Annotated in this window: 17 protein-coding genes; 6 read left to right on the top strand and 11 right to left on the bottom strand. The window is 70.7% G+C overall.

The features are described 5' to 3' along the window. Positions 1-106: 106 nt before the first annotated feature. Both ACY35P_RS00360 and ACY35P_RS00355 read right to left on the bottom strand, forming a co-directional pair. Positions 107-646, bottom strand: a complete 540-nt coding sequence (locus ACY35P_RS00360) for a GNAT family N-acetyltransferase (protein ID WP_462113826.1) — start codon at positions 644-646, stop codon at positions 107-109. Between the two features lie 26 nt (positions 647-672). Beyond that, complete coding sequence (locus ACY35P_RS00355) at positions 673-951, bottom strand: hypothetical protein (RefSeq protein WP_462113825.1); 279 nt, start codon at positions 949-951, stop codon at positions 673-675. A 303-nt stretch (positions 952-1,254) separates the two neighbouring features. On the opposite strand from ACY35P_RS00355, the gene ACY35P_RS00350 reads away from it, so the two are divergent. Then, the gene (locus ACY35P_RS00350) at positions 1,255-1,533 is read left to right on the top strand and encodes a type II toxin-antitoxin system HicB family antitoxin (RefSeq protein WP_462113824.1); all 279 of its coding nucleotides are present in this window, start codon (positions 1,255-1,257) and stop codon (positions 1,531-1,533) included. Here the strand turns inward: ACY35P_RS00350 and ACY35P_RS00345 are convergent, their stop codons facing one another. The 4 genes from ACY35P_RS00345 to ACY35P_RS00330 form a co-directional block, all read right to left on the bottom strand. Then, on the bottom strand, positions 1,534-2,268 hold the full coding sequence (locus ACY35P_RS00345; protein WP_462113823.1) for a helix-turn-helix transcriptional regulator: 735 nt from the start codon (positions 2,266-2,268) through the stop codon (positions 1,534-1,536). It abuts the gene before it with no gap. Between the two features lie 34 nt (positions 2,269-2,302). Then, complete coding sequence (locus ACY35P_RS00340; protein ID WP_462113822.1) at positions 2,303-2,944, bottom strand: glutathione S-transferase family protein; 642 nt, start codon at positions 2,942-2,944, stop codon at positions 2,303-2,305. A gap of 92 nt (positions 2,945-3,036) precedes the next feature. Continuing rightward, positions 3,037-3,420 (bottom strand): response regulator, encoded by a 384-nt coding sequence (locus ACY35P_RS00335; RefSeq protein WP_462113821.1) that lies wholly within the window; start codon positions 3,418-3,420, stop codon positions 3,037-3,039. Positions 3,421-3,542: 122 nt separating this feature from the next. Then, on the bottom strand, positions 3,543-3,938 hold the full coding sequence (locus ACY35P_RS00330) for a GFA family protein (RefSeq protein WP_462113820.1): 396 nt from the start codon (positions 3,936-3,938) through the stop codon (positions 3,543-3,545). A 118-nt stretch (positions 3,939-4,056) separates the two neighbouring features. Here ACY35P_RS00330 and ACY35P_RS00325 point away from each other — a divergent pair, with 118 nt between their 5' ends. From ACY35P_RS00325 to ACY35P_RS00315, 3 genes are all read left to right on the top strand, one after another. Further along, positions 4,057-4,458 carry an ExbD/TolR family protein gene (locus ACY35P_RS00325; protein WP_462113819.1) on the top strand — a complete coding sequence of 134 codons (402 nt, stop codon included), beginning with the start codon at positions 4,057-4,059 and terminating at the stop codon, positions 4,456-4,458. Positions 4,459-4,562: 104 nt separating this feature from the next. Beyond that, a complete protein-coding gene (locus tag ACY35P_RS00320) occupies positions 4,563-6,050 on the top strand; it encodes an ATPase domain-containing protein (protein WP_462113818.1) in 1,488 nt (495 codons plus the stop codon). Further along, positions 6,047-7,666, top strand: coding sequence for a hybrid sensor histidine kinase/response regulator (locus ACY35P_RS00315; protein WP_462113817.1), 1,620 nt, complete (start codon positions 6,047-6,049; stop codon positions 7,664-7,666). The genes ACY35P_RS00320 and ACY35P_RS00315 overlap by 4 nt, the downstream gene beginning before the upstream one ends. Here the strand turns inward: ACY35P_RS00315 and ACY35P_RS00310 are convergent, their stop codons facing one another. The 4 genes from ACY35P_RS00310 to ACY35P_RS00295 all read right to left on the bottom strand — a co-directional run bounded on the left by ACY35P_RS00310 (position 7,667) and on the right by ACY35P_RS00295 (position 11,113). Next, positions 7,667-7,927 (bottom strand): hypothetical protein, encoded by a 261-nt coding sequence (locus ACY35P_RS00310; RefSeq protein WP_462113816.1) that lies wholly within the window; start codon positions 7,925-7,927, stop codon positions 7,667-7,669. It abuts the gene before it with no gap. A 77-nt stretch (positions 7,928-8,004) separates the two neighbouring features. Further along, positions 8,005-8,298 (bottom strand): hypothetical protein, encoded by a 294-nt coding sequence (locus ACY35P_RS00305; RefSeq protein WP_462113815.1) that lies wholly within the window; start codon positions 8,296-8,298, stop codon positions 8,005-8,007. Positions 8,299-8,474: 176 nt separating this feature from the next. After that, positions 8,475-10,592 (bottom strand): M13 family metallopeptidase, encoded by a 2,118-nt coding sequence (locus ACY35P_RS00300; RefSeq protein ID WP_462113814.1) that lies wholly within the window; start codon positions 10,590-10,592, stop codon positions 8,475-8,477. Positions 10,593-10,678: 86 nt separating this feature from the next. Continuing rightward, positions 10,679-11,113 carry a hypothetical protein gene (locus tag ACY35P_RS00295; RefSeq protein ID WP_462113813.1) on the bottom strand — a complete coding sequence of 145 codons (435 nt, stop codon included), beginning with the start codon at positions 11,111-11,113 and terminating at the stop codon, positions 10,679-10,681. A gap of 171 nt (positions 11,114-11,284) precedes the next feature. Between ACY35P_RS00295 and ACY35P_RS00290 the strand changes: the two genes are divergently transcribed. After that, positions 11,285-13,216, top strand: coding sequence for a M61 family metallopeptidase (locus ACY35P_RS00290; protein ID WP_462113812.1), 1,932 nt, complete (start codon positions 11,285-11,287; stop codon positions 13,214-13,216). A gap of 103 nt (positions 13,217-13,319) precedes the next feature. Continuing rightward, positions 13,320-14,156 (top strand): formate/nitrite transporter family protein, encoded by an 837-nt coding sequence (locus ACY35P_RS00285; RefSeq protein ID WP_462113811.1) that lies wholly within the window; start codon positions 13,320-13,322, stop codon positions 14,154-14,156. Positions 14,157-14,162: 6 nt separating this feature from the next. Here ACY35P_RS00285 and ACY35P_RS00280 read toward each other — a convergent pair whose 3' ends face one another. Further along, entirely contained in the window at positions 14,163-15,077 is a 915-nt protein-coding gene (locus ACY35P_RS00280) for a GAF domain-containing protein (protein ID WP_462113810.1), read from the bottom strand. Positions 15,078-15,152 lie beyond the last annotated feature (75 nt).

The raw sequence follows: 15,152 nt of genomic DNA, 5'->3' as shown, positions 1-15,152 counted from the left end.
CCGCGGTGCGACGGAGCGGCGGAGGGCGGGAGCGAACCGCGCAGTGCGCGGATCGGCCTTGCGTGGCGTCGACCGTCATTGTGGCCGCTCGCGCGGCGCCCGGCGCTCAGGCGTCGACGGCGGCGTCGATCGGCGCCGCCATGATCCAGTCCTCCAGCGGGTCGTCGCCCACCTCGAACACGGCACGGCCAACGATGCGGAAGCCCAAGCGCTGGTAGAACGAGATCGGGCCGGGGGCGCGTTGCCAGACGCTCAGCCAGAGCCCGTCGGCGCCGCGGCGACGGGCCTCGTCGCGCACGGTGGCGAGCAGGCGCGCCCCGAGGCCGCTGCCCTGCGCCTCGCGGGCGAGGTACAGACGATGGAGTTGCGCCGGACGGACGAAGGCGCAGCCTTCCGCCGGCGGTGGATCGAAGCGGCCCTGCGCGTAGCCGAGCCAGTGATCGCCGGCTTCGGCGACCCAGCAGGCGCGGTGGGGATCGGCGAGTTCCACCGCCTGGCGCGCCGGGGAGAAGGCGGCGTCCATGCAGGCCACGACATTCCCGGGCGTGCTGCAGTCGCCATAGGCCTCGAGGAACAGCCGCCGCATCAACCCCGACAATCGCGCGGCGTCCTCGGGACGCGCCCGGCGGATCGTCGCGACGTCCATGCGGACCCGGCGCGGGCCGCCGATCGTCAGGCGGCGGCGACGACCGGAACGGCGTCGGCGGTCGGCCGCTCCGAGGCGCGCGCGGTGAGGCTGCGCACCGTCAGCACGCGGCCGTCGGCGGTGATGGCCGCCTGGCCTTCCGCGTCGTGGCGGATGAACGCGTGCCCGGGCTCGCCGCGGACGAACATCAGCTCCCAGCCGGTCGATTCGAGCCAGCTCAGCTTGGCGCGCTGGGCGAGGGTCAGCCGGCGGCGGACTTCGGCGTTGGGCATCGGGCGGCAACGACGACGGTCGTAGATCAGCATGACGGCTCCGGAGGCGGGGGCGCATGGACATTAGGCGGGCGGCGTCTTGTCGACGTGAAACCGGCCGCTCCACCGACTGTATTGCGTTACACGGCCGCTGGCCCGTCCGGTAAAGGCTCGGGGCCCGGCAACAGCGTGGACGGCGGTCCGGGCCGACCGGCGGCATTCCGGCGCCGTCGGCGCCACCGGTGCGTGCTGCACCTGCACGAGCGGCGACGGCCCGGGCCGGTTCCGTGACGCGTTGCCCAGCCGGAACGCCGGGTCGTCACGGCCGCTTAGCGCCGCCGGCGGGAAGCTTTCCGCATGCAATATTTCGCCTTCATCGAGCGGGACGAGAACCGCCACTACTCGATCACGCTGCCGGACTTCATGGGCTGCGTGACCGAAGCGCAGCGCCTGGCGGACGTGACCGATGCGGCGCGACAGGCCGTCTCCGTCCACCTCTCCAGCTGTGTCACGCCGCTCGGCAAGCCGATGCGCGCGGAGATGCTGCCGCCGTCGTTCGAGACGCGCGAGGGCTACTGGATGCTGGTCGACCTCGCGCCGGTGATCGCGGAGTACCCGCCGGGCATCGGTTGGTGATCAGGCGGGCAGGGCGTCGCGCGTAGCGGCGTCCCGCGGGGCCTCACGCGGCCCGCGCACTTCGCGCAGCAGCGTCTCCAGGCTTCGCCGGGGATCCGCCGCCGCCACCTCGCCGGTGGGCTGCAGGTCGACGATCCGGCCGAGCCGGAACTGCCGGAAACCGCCGCGCAGGCGGCACCAGCCGCCGAGCGTCCACGAGCCGCCCCAGAAGACGATGCACAGCGGCTCGATCTCGCGCGTGCTGGCCGCGCCGTCCTCGCGCGTATAGGCGATGCGCAGCACGCGGCGCGCGCCGATCGCCTCGTTGAGGCGATCGAGCAGGTCGCCGAACTCGCGCGTGGACTCGCCGCGGCAATCGGGCGCCAGGATCGCGGTGCGATCAGCCGACTCGCGGATGTGCGCGGGGATCGCAGCCTCGATCTTGAGCATCGCGCGCGACGCGCCGTCGCTGATGCGGTTGCCCGCGAACGCGCGGGCGAAACGGATGCCGACCACCACCGCCTCGATCTCCTGCGCATCGAACATCAGCGGCGGAATCTCCGCGCCGTGCCGTAGCACGTAGCCGACCCCCGCCTCGCCCTCGATCGGCACGCCGGAGCGCTGCAGGTCGGCGACATCCCGGTACACCGTCCGCAGGGAGACGCCGAGCGTGTCCGCGAGGTTGCGCGCGGGCACCGCGCGGCGTCGGCCGCGCAGTGCGTTCACCAGCAGGAACAGGCGGTCGGCGCGACGCATGCAGGCAGTGTAGCCGTGCATGCCGCGGCGGACCTCAGGCGGCGACGGCCTCGCCGGCCTGCAGGGCCGCATGCCGTGCGTCGAGCGCGGTCGCGCGTTCGATCGCTGGCAATGCCGTGACCCGCGCGACGTAATCGCGGAACACGGCGCGATCCGGCGCGAGCCCGAACGCGAGGGCCCAGCGCAGCGCCGTGCCCCACAGCACGTCGGCCGCGGTGAAGCGTTCGCCGAGCAGGTACGGGCCGAGGGCGAGCTGCGCCTCGAGCGCGTCCATCACCGCGTCGTAGTCGCCGTAGGCCGAACTCATCGCCGGTCCGCCGTCGCGCTGCTGCGCGCGGTCGACGATGGCCGGCTCGAAGCTCGCGGCGTAGAACACCGACCAGCGCAGGTAGGGCCCGCGCAGCGGATCGTCGAGTGCGGGCGCGAGGCCGGCGTCGGAGTAGAGGTCGGCGAGGTAGACGAGGATCGCGACCTGCTCGGTCACCACGGCGTCGCCGTGCTCGATCGCGGGCACCTTCCCCAGCGGATTGATCGCGAGATACGCGGGCTGCCTCTGCTCGCCGGCCTTGAGGTCGAGCACGCGCAGCTCGTAGTCGGCGCCCAGCGCCTCGAGCAGCGCGAGCGTGCAGGTGGCGCGGGAATGCGGGGCGTAATGGAACGTGATCTTGCGCGACATGGACGGCTCCTTCAGGTCGCGACGCGGCTGCGTCGTGCCGTGAGTGTCGAAGGTGCCTGCTGACAGCGTGGTGTCAGCAGTCGTGCAGCGCGTCAGGCGACGCGGCGCGGCGGATCCCCGCGCAGGGCCGCCACCGCCGCATGGATCGTGTCGATCTCGAACGGCTTGCGGCAGACCGGCACGCGCGCGAAACGCTCGGGCAGGCGGCCGGGATCGTTCGCGGTGGAGAACAGGAACGGAATGCCGCGCGCCGTGAGCGCATCGGCCACGGGATAGACGACCTCGTCGCCGAGGTTGACGTCGAGCACCGCGCCGTCCATCTCCGGAACGCGCTCGACGAGCGCGAGCGCGTCCTCCACGGTCGCGACCGGACCGAGCACGACCGCGCCGGCATCGCCCAGCACGTCCGACAGGCCGAGGGCGAGCACGAACTCGTCCTCCACCAGCAACAGTCGCAGCCCCTCGATCGCGTCCATCCCGTCCTTCGGCGTCCCGCCCGGCATGGACGGCATGCACAGCGTGCGCGCCGCCGCGTTTTCCCCGCGCGAAAGGCGGCGCCGGGCGGACGCGACGCGGGCCGTGCGCGCACCTGAAATGTTCAGAGTCCGACGTCGCGGAGCGCGGCCATCGAGGCGTCGCGATCGCCGTCGTCGAACGGAACGATGCGCACGTCCTCGAGTCTCAGCGCGGGCAGGCAGCGCGCGTTGACGCTGTAGCCATCGGGATGGCTGCGCGGCACGTAGAAGCTCTTGATCCCACAATGGCCGCAGAAGAGGTGGCGCGCGGCACCGGTGCCGAAGCGGTAGTCGGCGAGCGCGTCGTCGCCCGCCTGCAGGCGGAACCGCGTGGCGGGCACGATGAGATGCAGGAAGCCGCTCATCCTGCAGATCGAACAGTTGCAGTCGAGCACCACGGGCGCGGCCGGGGCGTCGACCTCGAAGCGGACGCGGCCGCAATGGCAGCCGCCGGTGAGCGTCACGAGGGAGGTCTCCATCGGGCGATTGTCGCCGATGCCGTGCGACGCGCATCACGACCCGGGCGCAGGGCCTTGTCGCCCGCCGCACGCGAGCGTACGTTCGAGTCGGGCATTCCGCCCGATGGAGGGAAGGACGATGGCCGCATCCACCTACGCTCCCCGCCTGCACGACGCCGCGATGGCGGACATCAACGTCACCCCGCTCGTCGACGTGATGCTCGTGATGCTGGTGATCTTCATGATCACCGCGCCCGCGCTGACCCGCGCGTTGCCGATGAACCTTCCGGTCCCGAACCGGAACGCCGCGGCGCCGCCCGAACGCGCGGAGCTGCGCATCGACGCGCACGGCGGCTACGTGCTCGACGGGCAGGTGCTGTCCGCCGCGACCCTGCGCCCCGCGCTCGCCGACCTGGCGCATCGCGCGCCGAAGGTCGTGCTGCACGTCGCCGCCGCCGACGACGCGGAATACCAGGGCTTCGCGACCGCGCTTTCGGCCGCGCAGGACAGTGGGCTGGGCAACATCGCGCTCGGCGACTGACCCCGGGGCCGGCCCGATTTTGACGCGGGCTTAACTCCGCCGTGCTCCCATGATGTGGGGCCGCCCTTCCCGGCGGCCCCGGTCACGGCAGGTCAGACTTACACATGGCGCACCAAATTCCGGCGGTCGCCCCGCTCCGATCGGGGATCGCGGGGCTCGACACCGTCCTCGGCGGGGGCTTCACGCCCAACCGCCTCTATCTCATCGAAGGCGTGCCCGGTTCGGGCAAGACGACGCTGGCGCTGCAGTTCCTCATGGACGGCGTTCGCAACGGCGAGCCGGTGCTCTACGTCACGCTCTCGGAAACCGAGCACGAACTGCGGGAAATCGCGGAGTCGCACGGCTGGTCGCTGGACGGCGTCACGATCCACGAGCTGGTGCCGCCGCACGACTCGCTCGATCCCGATTCGCACTACACGATGTTCCATCCGTCCGAGGTGGAACTCGGGGACACGACCAAGCGCATCCTCGACCAGGTGCGCGACCTCAAGCCGACGCGCATGGTGTTCGATTCGCTCGCCGAGCTGCGCCTGCTCGCGGGCTCGCCCCTGCGTTACCGGCGGCAGGTGCTCGCGCTCAAGCAGTACTTCGTCGGCCAGAACTGCACCGTGCTCCTGCTCGACGACTGCGCCGCGACCGAGCACGGGCTGCACGTGCACACGCTCGTGCACGGCACGGTCTCGCTGGGGCAGATGAACCCGGAGTACGGCGGCGACCGCCGGCGCCTGCGCATCACCAAGTTCCGCGGCCGGCGGTTCGCCAGCGGCTACCACGACTACCGCATCGAGACCGGCGGATTGCGCGTGTACCCGCGGCTGGTCGCGGCCGACTACCGGCGCGACACCGAACAGACGAACGTCGGCAGCGGGTCGCCCGAACTGGACTTGCTGCTGGGTGGCGGCCTGCACCGCGGCACCAGCACGCTGCTCATCGGCGCGGCCGGCACGGGCAAGTCGACGCTTGCGACGCTGTGCTGCCTCGCGGCCGCCGAGCGCGGCGAACGCGCGGCGATCTTCACGTTCGACGAGACCGTGCGTTCGCTCAGTACCCGCTCGCGCGGCCTCGGGCTGGACCTCGAGACCCACGTCGACGCCGGACGCATCATCGTGGAATCGATCGACCCCGCCGAGCTGTCGCCGGGCGAGTTCGCGCATCGCATCCGGCGCGCCGTGGAAGAGCAGGGCGTCACCACCGTGGTGATCGACAGCCTCAACGGCTACCTGAGCGCGATGCAGGAAGAGCGTTTCGTGCTGGTGCAACTGCATGAACTGCTGGCCTTCCTCGCGCACCACGGCGTGGTCACGCTGCTCATCAGCGCGCAGCAGGGCCTGATCGGGCAGATGCAGAATCCGCTGGATGTCAGCTACCTCGCCGACTCGGTGGTCCTGCTGCGTTACTTTGAACACGAGGGCGAGGTGCGCCAGGCGATCTCGGTGCTCAAGAAGCGCACCGGCGGCCACGAACGCACGATCCGGCCGATGTCGTTCAGCAGCGAAGGCGTGGCGATCGGCGAGCCGCTGCGGCAGTTCCGCGGCGTGCTCACCGGCGTGCCGTACGACCGCAACGAAGGCCCCGCCGGGTCGAACAAGTGAAACGCCCCGGGCCCGACCCCGCCGCCGAGACCCGGCTGCTTCTGCTGCTGCCCACGCAGCGCGACTGCAGCCTCACCGCCGAGCTGCTCGAGCGCGAGGGCATCACGACGCAGGCCTGCGCCTCGCCGACGGAGCTGGAGCACGAACTCGAGCGCGGCGCCGGCGCGGTCTTCGTCTGCGAGGAACTGCTCGTCTGCGGCGCGCAGGCGGTGCTCGCGCGCGCGATCGCGCGGCAGCCGCGCTGGTCCGACCTGCCGGTGCTGATCCTCGCCCGCGAAGGCGGCGATTCGCGCATCGCGCCCGACGCGCTCGCCGAGCTCGGCAACGTGATGCTGATGGAGCGCCCACTGCGCATCGCCGCGCTGGGCAGCAACGTGCGCACGGCGCTGCGTGCGCGCGAGCGCCAGTACCAGATCCGTCGCCAGCTCGACGACCTCGCGCAGGCGCGCGACGCGCTCGCGGAGACGGCCCGGCGCAAGGACCAGTTTCTCGCGATGCTCGGCCACGAGCTGCGCAACCCGCTCGCGCCGGTGCGCAATGCGCTGCACCTGTTGATGGCCGATGGGCACCTCGTCGACGAGGACGTCGAGCTGTGCGGCATGATGAAACGGCAGGTCGACCATATGGTGCGGCTGGTCGACGACCTGATCGACGTCTCGCGGATCTCGCGCGGCACCATCGAGCTGCGCCGCGAGAACCTCGACCTCGCTGCGGTGCTCGGGCATGCGATCGAACAGAGCCGTCCGCTGGTGGAAGCCGGCGGCCATGCGCTTGACATCGAACTGCCGGCCGAGCCGCTGCGCGTGCATGCCGATCCGGTGCGCCTCGCGCAGGTGTTCGCGAACCTGCTCAACAACGCCGCCAAGTATGCGGAGCCCAACGGTCGGATCGTGGTCCGCGCCGAGCGCGATCGCCGGCAGGTGCGCATCCGCGTGCGCGACCACGGCATCGGCATCGAGCCGGAGATGCTGCCGCACGTCTTCGAGCTGTTCACGCAGGGCCGTCGCGAGGCGCATCGCGCGCACGACGGCCTCGGCATCGGCCTGACCCTCGTGCGCAACATCGTCGACATGCACGGCGGACGCGTCGCCGCGCACAGCGACGGTCGCGGCAAGGGCTCGGAGTTCGTGGTGGTGCTGCCCCTCGCGCCCGCGAATGTGCGGGCCGCTCCGGCACCGCCGGCGCGCTCCGCGTCCGCTGGCGCGACGCGACGCGTGCTGGTCGTCGACGACAACGCCGACGCCGCCGAGTCGATGGGCATGGTGCTCGAGCTGCTGGGTCTGGAGCACCGCATCGCCTACGACGGGCCGACCGCGCTCGAGGCCGTGGAAACGTTCACGCCGGACGTCGTCCTCCTCGACATCGGCATGCCCGGCATGGACGGCTACGAAGTCGCCCGCCGGCTCCGCGGCGATCCGGCGAAATCGGCGTTGCGGCTCATCGCGCTGACCGGCTGGAGCCAGCCGCAGGACCGCGAACGCAGTCGCGCGGCCGGCTTCGACCACCACCTCAGCAAGCCGGTGGACATCGGCGCCCTGCAGTCGCTGCTGGACGATTCGACGCCGGCCGCGCGCATGCGGCCGGTCGCCAGCGCGGCGCGCGCGGCCGCGCGCTGATCAGCCGCGCGTGCCGGTCTGCGCGTCGCGCAGTGCCGACTCGACCGATTCGCGGATGACGTCGATGACGTTGCGCGCGGCGCCGTCCACGTCCGGCAGGTTCTCGAGCATGTCGCGGAACAGCCGCTCTCGGTCGATGCCGGTCTGCCGCGACACCGCTTCCGTCGTTGCGAGGATGGCCACCGCCACGCCCACCGACATCTCGCCGAGCGCCTGGCCGACTGCCTGTGCGACCGCGGCCGCGAGTTCGTTCTGGTCCATCGTCGTCTCCATCGGACGGGGCATCCGTCCGCGCCGGCCACTATAGGCACGGCGCGCGCAAGGCGATGACGACGCGATCAGCCGCCGCTCGAATCGGCGACGGTGCGTACCACGGGTGCGTCGTGCGCGACCTTGGGCTCGGCGGTGGCGGCCGTACCAGCGGGGGGCGCGGATGTCGCGGCCTGCGCGGCGGCGCGTTCGCGGGCGACGCGGGTCAGCTCGGCGATCGCGACGCCGAAACGGCTGTGCGCGCGTGCCGGCGTGGCGGCGGGCGCCGACGCGGGATCGGGCGTCGCGACCTTGGGCGTCGCGGTCTGGGCGAGGGCGGGCGCGGCGATCGCGCAGAGCAGGACGGGCAGGATGCGGCGCATGGTGGACCTCGCGGTCGGACTCGACGGCGCGAGGCTAGGCGTCGACAGCGGGCGCGACGGTGAAAACCGCCGCATGGATCCGGCCGTGCCCGCCGCCCGTACGGGAACGGCTCAGGCTCGTGCGCGCGGCGTGAGGAACGTCACGAAAAAGGCCCGGCAGTGCCGGGCCTTTTCGATTACCAGACCTTCACCCGCTTGTCGGGCGCGAGGTACATCGCCTGCTCGGGCTTCACCGCGAACGCGTCGTACCAGGCGTCGATGTTGCGCACCGTCATCGCGCGATACCGGCCCGGCGAATGCACGTCGGTCAGCACCGCGTTCCGCATCGCCGCGTCGCGGTACTTGCCGCGCCACGCCTGCGCGAAGCCGAGGAAGAAACGTTGCTCGGGCGTGAAGCCCTCGAGCGTCTGCGCCGGCTTGCCCTGCTGCGACAGGCGATACGCATCCAGCGCCGTCGCGAGCCCGGCCACGTCGGCGATGTTCTCGCCGAGGTTGAGCTTGCCGTTGATCGACAGGTCCGGGAACGGCTTGTATGCGCTGAACTGCGCCGCGAGCGCCTGGCCGGCCGCATCGAACTTGGTGAAGTCCGCCGGCGTCCACCAGTTGTGCAGGCGGCCGGTCGGGTCGAACAGCGCGCCCGTGTTGTCGAACGAGTGGCTGATCTCATGGCCGATCACCGAACCGATCGCGCCGTAGTTCACCGCGTCGTCGGCGTTCGGGTCGAAGAACGGCGGCTGCAGGATCGCCGCCGGGAAGATCAGGCGGTTCTCCAGCGGAATGTTCACCGCGTTGATCGTCTGCGGCGTCATGTACCACTCGTCGTGCGTAACCTTCGCGCCGAGCTTGGCGAGCGCCTGCTTGTACTCGAACTGCTCGGCCCGCTCCGCATTTCCGAGGGCGTCGTCGGGCTTGACCTCCAGCGCGCCGTAATCGCGCCAGGTATCGGGATACGCCACGGCGACCTGCAGGTTGTCGATCTTCGCCTTTGCAGCCGCCTTGGTCTGAGCGCTCATCCAGGCGAGCGCGTCGATGCGCTTGCCGAACGCAGCGACGATGTTCTTCACCATCGTCTCCGCGCGCGCCTTCGTCTTCGGGTCGACGTAGCGCCTGACGTACTCGTGGCCGACGGACTCGCCGAGAACATTGCTGGTCATCGACACCGCGCGCTTCCAGCGATCGCGCTGCTGCGGGGTGCCGTTGAGCGTCTTCCCGTAGAACGCGAACTGCTCGTCGGCGAACGCCTTGGGCAGGTAGGGCGAGGCGCGGTCCACCGCGTGGAAGGCGAGGTAGTCCTTCCAGGTATCGAGCGGCTGCGTGGCCGCGAGCTTCGAGATGCCCGCCACCGCCGACGGCTGCCAGACGATGAAGTTCTCCTGGTTGGAGAGGCCCGCGGCCTGCATGAACGTGGTCCAGTCCAGCCCCGGCGCCTTCTTCGCGAAGTCGGCCTGCGTCCATGGGTTGTTGCCGCGCTGCACGTCGTTGGTCTGCTCCTGCGTGGCGTGTACGCGCGCGATCTCGGTCTCGAGCGCGACGATGCGCTGCGCCTTCGCGGCGGCGTCGGCGACGCCGGCGAGTTCGAGCACCTTCTGCACGTGCGCCTGGTAAGCCTGCTTGATCTCCGCGCTGCGCCCGCCCTCGAGATAGAAACTGCGGTCGGGCAGGCCGAGGCCGCCCTGGATCAAGTACGGAACGTTGCGCGACGGGTCGTTGACGTCCTGGTTGATCCAGACGCCGAACGGGCGGTCGGTGAAGTAATCGGTGTTGTTGAGCAGGTCGACGTCGGCGCGAAGCTGCGCGCCGAACTCCTGCGCCAGCGCCTTGGTGTCCGCGATCGCGGCGATGGCATCGAGGCGCGGCTTGAGCGGTGCGATGCCCTTGCCCTCGATGCCCGCCTCGTCCATGAACGCGGTGTAGTAGTCGCCGACCTTGCGCAGATCGCCGGTGGCGGCCTTGTCCTTGGCGGCGCCCTCCACGAGGTCGCGCACCTGCTTCTCGGTGTCCAGCGAGATGCGGGTGAAGCTGTTGAAACTGGAGCGATCGGCCGGGATCTCGGTCGACTTCATCCAGTTGCCGTTCGCATGCATGTAGAAGTCGTCGCCCGGCGCGACCGAGCGGTCCATGCCCGCGGTGTCGAAGCCGAAGCTGCCGAGCACCGGCTTGGTCGATGTCGCAGGCGCGGGCTTGGCGCCAGCGGCCTTCGGTGCCTGCGTCGGCGGTGCATTGCAGGCACCGAGCCCGGAGACGAGCACGGTGGAGACGGCGATGGACAGCAGGCGACGCGACATCGGGGTCATGGCGGTTCCGGTGGAGGGGGACCGCCCGAGCGTAACGCGTCACTGCCGCCCGCCGCACGGGGCGCCGGTCATGCGCCCTGCTGCGTTCAGCGCTCGCTGATGATGAAGCTGCCGAACGAGACGCCGAGCTCGACGCCGTGCCCCTTGCCGGTGAGCGCGAGCGAGACGGGCCCCTTCGTCACCACCTGCGCCTTCGCCGCCTTGCCCGCGGCCGCATTGGCCTCGCCGGTCGCATAGCCGCCGAGCACGTCGCGGATGTTCGAGACGCCCGCGAACTTGCCGATGCCGTCGCGGATCTCGGACTTGCCGAAGGTGAGGCCGCCGCCCTTGGCGTCGATCTTCACCGCGAGCGTCTGACCGTTGGAGCAGCGCACCACGCCCTGGCCCGTCGAGTGCTTGTAGATCGCGCTCCAGCCCTTCATCGAAAAGCGGAGCGAACAGGAGAGGTCGCCCGCATGCGCCGCGGCGGGCGAGAGCATCGCGGTGAGCAGCAGGGCGACGGCGCAGGTGCGGACGTTCATGGCGGGGGCTCCCATCGGTTCGCCGCGAGTATGCCGCTTCGGGTGCGCCGCTGCGTCGGCGCGGGACGTTCAGTGGTGGCATCGCCCGGCGCGCACCGGCGTCCCAGCGACGGCATGTCGCGTCGACGTCCGACCCCGTACGATCCGGGATCCTCCGACCCGGTAGACCGCATGCCCCGTCCAGCCCGTCGCCTGCTTCCACTGCTGTGCGCCACGCTCCTCGCGACCAGCCTCGCCTTCGCCCAGACGGGCGCCGATGCCACGCCGCTCACCAGCGCGCAGGTGCCGTTGCCAGCCGACGTCGCGTTTCCGGGCACGCTCGCGATCCACGTCGACGCGACCGACCTCGCGCGCCGCATCGTGCGCATCCGCGAGGAGATCCCCGCGTCGACCGGGCGGCTCACGCTGCTCTATCCGCAGTGGCTGCCGGGTAACCACGGCCCGTCCGGCCCGCTCGACAAGATCGCAGGCCTGCGGATCACCGCGAACGGCCAGCCGCTCGCATGGACGCGCGATCCGCTCAACGTCTTCGCCTTCCACGTCGACGTGCCGGCCGGCGTCACCGTGGTCACCGCCGAGTACCAGTACCTGACGCCGACGGATCCCGCGCAGGGCCGCGTGGTGATGACGCCGAACCTGCTCAACCTGCAGTGGAACGCGCTCGTGCTCTACCCGGCCGGCCATTACGCGAGCCGCATCGACACCGCCGCCACCGTGAAGTACCCGGCGGGCTTCACCGCGGCCACCGCGCTCGACGTCGCCACCGCGACGGGCGACACCACCGTCTACCGCAACGTGCCCCTCGACGTCCTCGTCGACTCGCCGATCTACGCCGGTCGCTACGGCAAGGTGATCGACCTCGCGCCGGGCGCGAAGGTGCCGGTGCGCCTGAACGTCTTCGCGGATGCCCCGAAGTACCTCGAGGCCAAGCCCGAGCACATCGCCCTGCACCGGAAGATGGTCGAGCAGGCGCTCAAGCTCTACGGCGCGCAGCACTACGACCACTACGACTTCCTGTTCTCGCTGTCGAACCAGCTCGGCGGCAACGGCCTGGAGCACCAGCGCTCGAGCGAGAACGGCGAGGACCCGGGCTACTTCACCGACTACGACGCGAAGGTCGGCTTCGACGACCTGCTCGCGCACGAGTACACGCACTCCTGGAACGGCAAGTTCCGGCGCCCCGCCGACCTGTGGACGCCGAACTACAACGTGCCGATGCGCGACTCGCTGCTGTGGGTCTACGAAGGCCAGACGCAGTACTGGGGCAACGTGCTGACCGGCCGCTCCGGCATGCGCAACCTGCAGGCGTCGCTCGACAACCTCGCGCTCACCGCCGCGACGTACGCCGAGAACCGTCCGGGCCTCGCCTGGCGCGCGGTGCAGGACACGACCAACGATCCGATCATCGCGTCGCGCCGCCCGAAGTCGTACCGCAACTACCAGCTCGCCGAGGACTACTACTCCGCCGGCCAGATGATCTGGCTCGAGGCCGATGCGCGCATCCGCGCGAAGACCGGCGGCAAGCGCTCGCTCGACGACTTCGCGCGCGCCTTCTTCGGCGTCGACGACGGCGCGTGGAAGACGCAGCGCACCTACGACTTCGACGAAGTGGTGCGCACGCTCGACGGCGTGGTGAAGGACGACTGGGCGACCTTCCTGCGCGACCGCCTCGACGGCCGCACGCCGCTCACCGGCGGTCTCGAAGCCGCCGGCTGGCGCCTCGTCTTCAAGGACGAGCCGAACCGGGTGGCGAAGGCCGCGGCGAAGGAGGGCGGCGCGGACTTCGTGTATTCGCTTGGCCTGTCCATCGGCAAGGACGGCAAGGTGGCCGACGTGCGCTGGGACAGCCCGGCCTTCAACGCGGGCATCGGCACCGGCATGACGCTGGTCGCGGTCAACGATCGCGAGTACAGCAAGGACGCGCTCACCGACGCGGTGAAGGCCGCGAAGGCCGAGGCCGCGCCGATCCGCCTGATGGTGAAGACCTTCGACCGCTACCAGACGATCCCGGTCGACTACCACGGCGGCCTGCGCTATCCGCACCTCGAGCGGATTCCGGGCAAGGCCGACCTGCTGTCGTCGATCTACGCCGCCCGCCGCTGATCCGGCACGCGACGGCCGGCCTGCGCGGCCGGCCGTCGTCGCGGCATCGCCGTGTGTTCACGGCGATGCACTAGCGTTCGACCGACATTCCAAGGTCGACTGCATGAGCGCCCCATCGCCCTCCGAGCACGATCCGCACCTCAGCGAGCAGGAATCGCGCGACGTCGAGGAGAAGCAGTCGCCGACCGCGCATGTGCTGCACGAGACCGTGCGGCGTGCCGGCGATCGCGAACTGGAGCGCAGCGCCTCGGCGCTGCTGTGGTCGGCGATCGCGGCCGGGCTCTCGATGGGATTCTCGATGCTCGCGCCCGCGCTGATGCATGCGCGGATGGGCGGGACGGCGGCCACGCCGCTGCTCGCCGCGTTCGGTTACTCGATCGGCTTTTTGCTGGTGATCCTCGGCAAGCAGCAGCTGTTCACCGAAAACACGCTCACCGCGGTGCTGCCGGTGATGGCCAAGCCCGGCCTGCACAACCTGATGCGTCTGCTGCGCCTGTGGGGCCTGGTGTTCCTCGGCAACATGGTGGGCGTCGCGTTGTTCGCGTGGGCGATGGTGCACCTCGACGCGGCCGACCCGCAGACGCGGACCGAGATGGTGCACATGGGCACCCGGCTCATGAGCCTCACCGCACAGCAGATGTTCGTGCGCGGCATCTTCGCCGGCTGGCTGATCGCGATCTTGGTCTGGCTGCTGCCGGCCGCGGAGCATTCGAAGGTGGTGATCATCGCGGTGGTCACCGGCCTGATCGGCTTCGGCGAGCTCGCGCACGTCATCGTCGGCTCGGCCGAGGCGCTCTACCTCGTCTTCAGCCACATCCTGCCGTTCGGCGAGTTCGTCGGCCGGTTCCTGTTGCCGACGCTCGCCGGCAACCTGGTGGGCGGCAGCCTGATCTTCGCGCTCATCAGCCACGCGCAGGTGCGCAGCGACAGCCGCGAATAGCGGCGGTCAGTGGGGCCGCTCGGCATCCTTGGCGGCGCTGAGCGTGGCATCGGCGCGCAGGTAGACGGCGGCGGGCGATTCGTCCGGCGTCATGGCACGCGCGAAACCGTGCAGCATCCGCGCCCCCAGTTCGCGTTCCAGCGGCTCCAATCGCGCGCGTAGGGCCGCGATGGCGGCTTCCGGCGCATCGCCGTGGATCAGTGCGACGAATTCGCCGCTGCCGGTGACGCGATCCACCGTGTCGCCCGGCGCGAGCACGGTGGCGAGCACGCGATCGGCCTCCTGCAGCGTGCGCTCGACCAGCCGCTCGCCGCGCTGCTCGACCACGTCGGCGAACCGCTGCATCTGGAAGACGGCGATGCCGTAGGGCTGCAGTGCGGTGGCCGACGACGCGCCGGTCGCGTGCAGGACCGGCGCCAGCCGCAGTTCGCGCTCGAGATCGCGCCGCTCGCGCGTGCCCTCCATCAGGTTCATCGTGAGCCGCGCGAGGGATTCCAACGCCGCGCGCTGGTTGTCGTCGAGCGTGCGCGGCGCGTGGTCGATCACGCAGACCGTGCCGATCGCGGCGCCTCCGGGGGTCACCAGCGGCATGCCCGCGTAGAACCGCATCATCGGGCCGCCGGTCACCAGCGGGTTGTCGGCGAAGCGCGCATCGGCGGTCGTGTCCGGTACTTCCATCAGCCGGTCGGGCTGGCGGATGGCGTGGTCGCAGAACGCGATCTCGCGCGGCGTCTCGGGCAATTCCAGTCCGCGCCGCGCCTTGAACCATTGCCGGTCACGGTCGATCAGCGAGATCAGCGCGATCGGCGCATCGCAGAGCATCGACGCGAGGCGCGCGATGTCGTCGTAGGCGGCCTCGGGGAGGCTGTCGACCATGCGGTACAGGTCGAGTTCGCGCTGGCGATCGGCTTCGGGCGTCATGGGGGCTCCGGTGGGCGGGGACATGCGAGTGTCGCAAACGACCTGTTCGCATCGATGAACGAACGAGGCCGCGCG

It is taken from the genome of Lysobacter xanthus (assembly GCF_047159895.1).
Note: the sequence above shows the minus strand (reverse complement) of the source record. Positions and strands in the feature narration are given on the sequence as shown.

Coding starts and splice junctions, on each gene's coding strand:
- ACY35P_RS00360 (WP_462113826.1), bottom strand. CDS start 646: ATGGACGTCGCGACGATCCGCCGGGCGCGTCCCGAGGACGCCGCGCGA.
- ACY35P_RS00305 (WP_462113815.1), bottom strand. CDS start 8,298: ATGCGCCGCATCCTGCCCGTCCTGCTCTGCGCGATCGCCGCGCCCGCC.
- ACY35P_RS00280 (WP_462113810.1), bottom strand. CDS start 15,077: ATGACGCCCGAAGCCGATCGCCAGCGCGAACTCGACCTGTACCGCATG.
- ACY35P_RS00335 (WP_462113821.1), bottom strand. CDS start 3,420: ATGGACGCGATCGAGGGGCTGCGACTGTTGCTGGTGGAGGACGAGTTC.
- ACY35P_RS00285 (WP_462113811.1), top strand. CDS start 13,320: ATGAGCGCCCCATCGCCCTCCGAGCACGATCCGCACCTCAGCGAGCAG.
- ACY35P_RS00325 (WP_462113819.1), top strand. CDS start 4,057: ATGGCCGCATCCACCTACGCTCCCCGCCTGCACGACGCCGCGATGGCG.
- ACY35P_RS00345 (WP_462113823.1), bottom strand. CDS start 2,268: ATGCGTCGCGCCGACCGCCTGTTCCTGCTGGTGAACGCACTGCGCGGC.
- ACY35P_RS00340 (WP_462113822.1), bottom strand. CDS start 2,944: ATGTCGCGCAAGATCACGTTCCATTACGCCCCGCATTCCCGCGCCACC.
- ACY35P_RS00330 (WP_462113820.1), bottom strand. CDS start 3,938: ATGGAGACCTCCCTCGTGACGCTCACCGGCGGCTGCCATTGCGGCCGC.
- ACY35P_RS00310 (WP_462113816.1), bottom strand. CDS start 7,927: ATGGACCAGAACGAACTCGCGGCCGCGGTCGCACAGGCAGTCGGCCAG.
- ACY35P_RS00350 (WP_462113824.1), top strand. CDS start 1,255: ATGCAATATTTCGCCTTCATCGAGCGGGACGAGAACCGCCACTACTCG.
- ACY35P_RS00295 (WP_462113813.1), bottom strand. CDS start 11,113: ATGAACGTCCGCACCTGCGCCGTCGCCCTGCTGCTCACCGCGATGCTC.
- ACY35P_RS00300 (WP_462113814.1), bottom strand. CDS start 10,592: ATGACCCCGATGTCGCGTCGCCTGCTGTCCATCGCCGTCTCCACCGTG.
- ACY35P_RS00320 (WP_462113818.1), top strand. CDS start 4,563: ATGGCGCACCAAATTCCGGCGGTCGCCCCGCTCCGATCGGGGATCGCG.
- ACY35P_RS00290 (WP_462113812.1), top strand. CDS start 11,285: ATGCCCCGTCCAGCCCGTCGCCTGCTTCCACTGCTGTGCGCCACGCTC.
- ACY35P_RS00355 (WP_462113825.1), bottom strand. CDS start 951: ATGCTGATCTACGACCGTCGTCGTTGCCGCCCGATGCCCAACGCCGAA.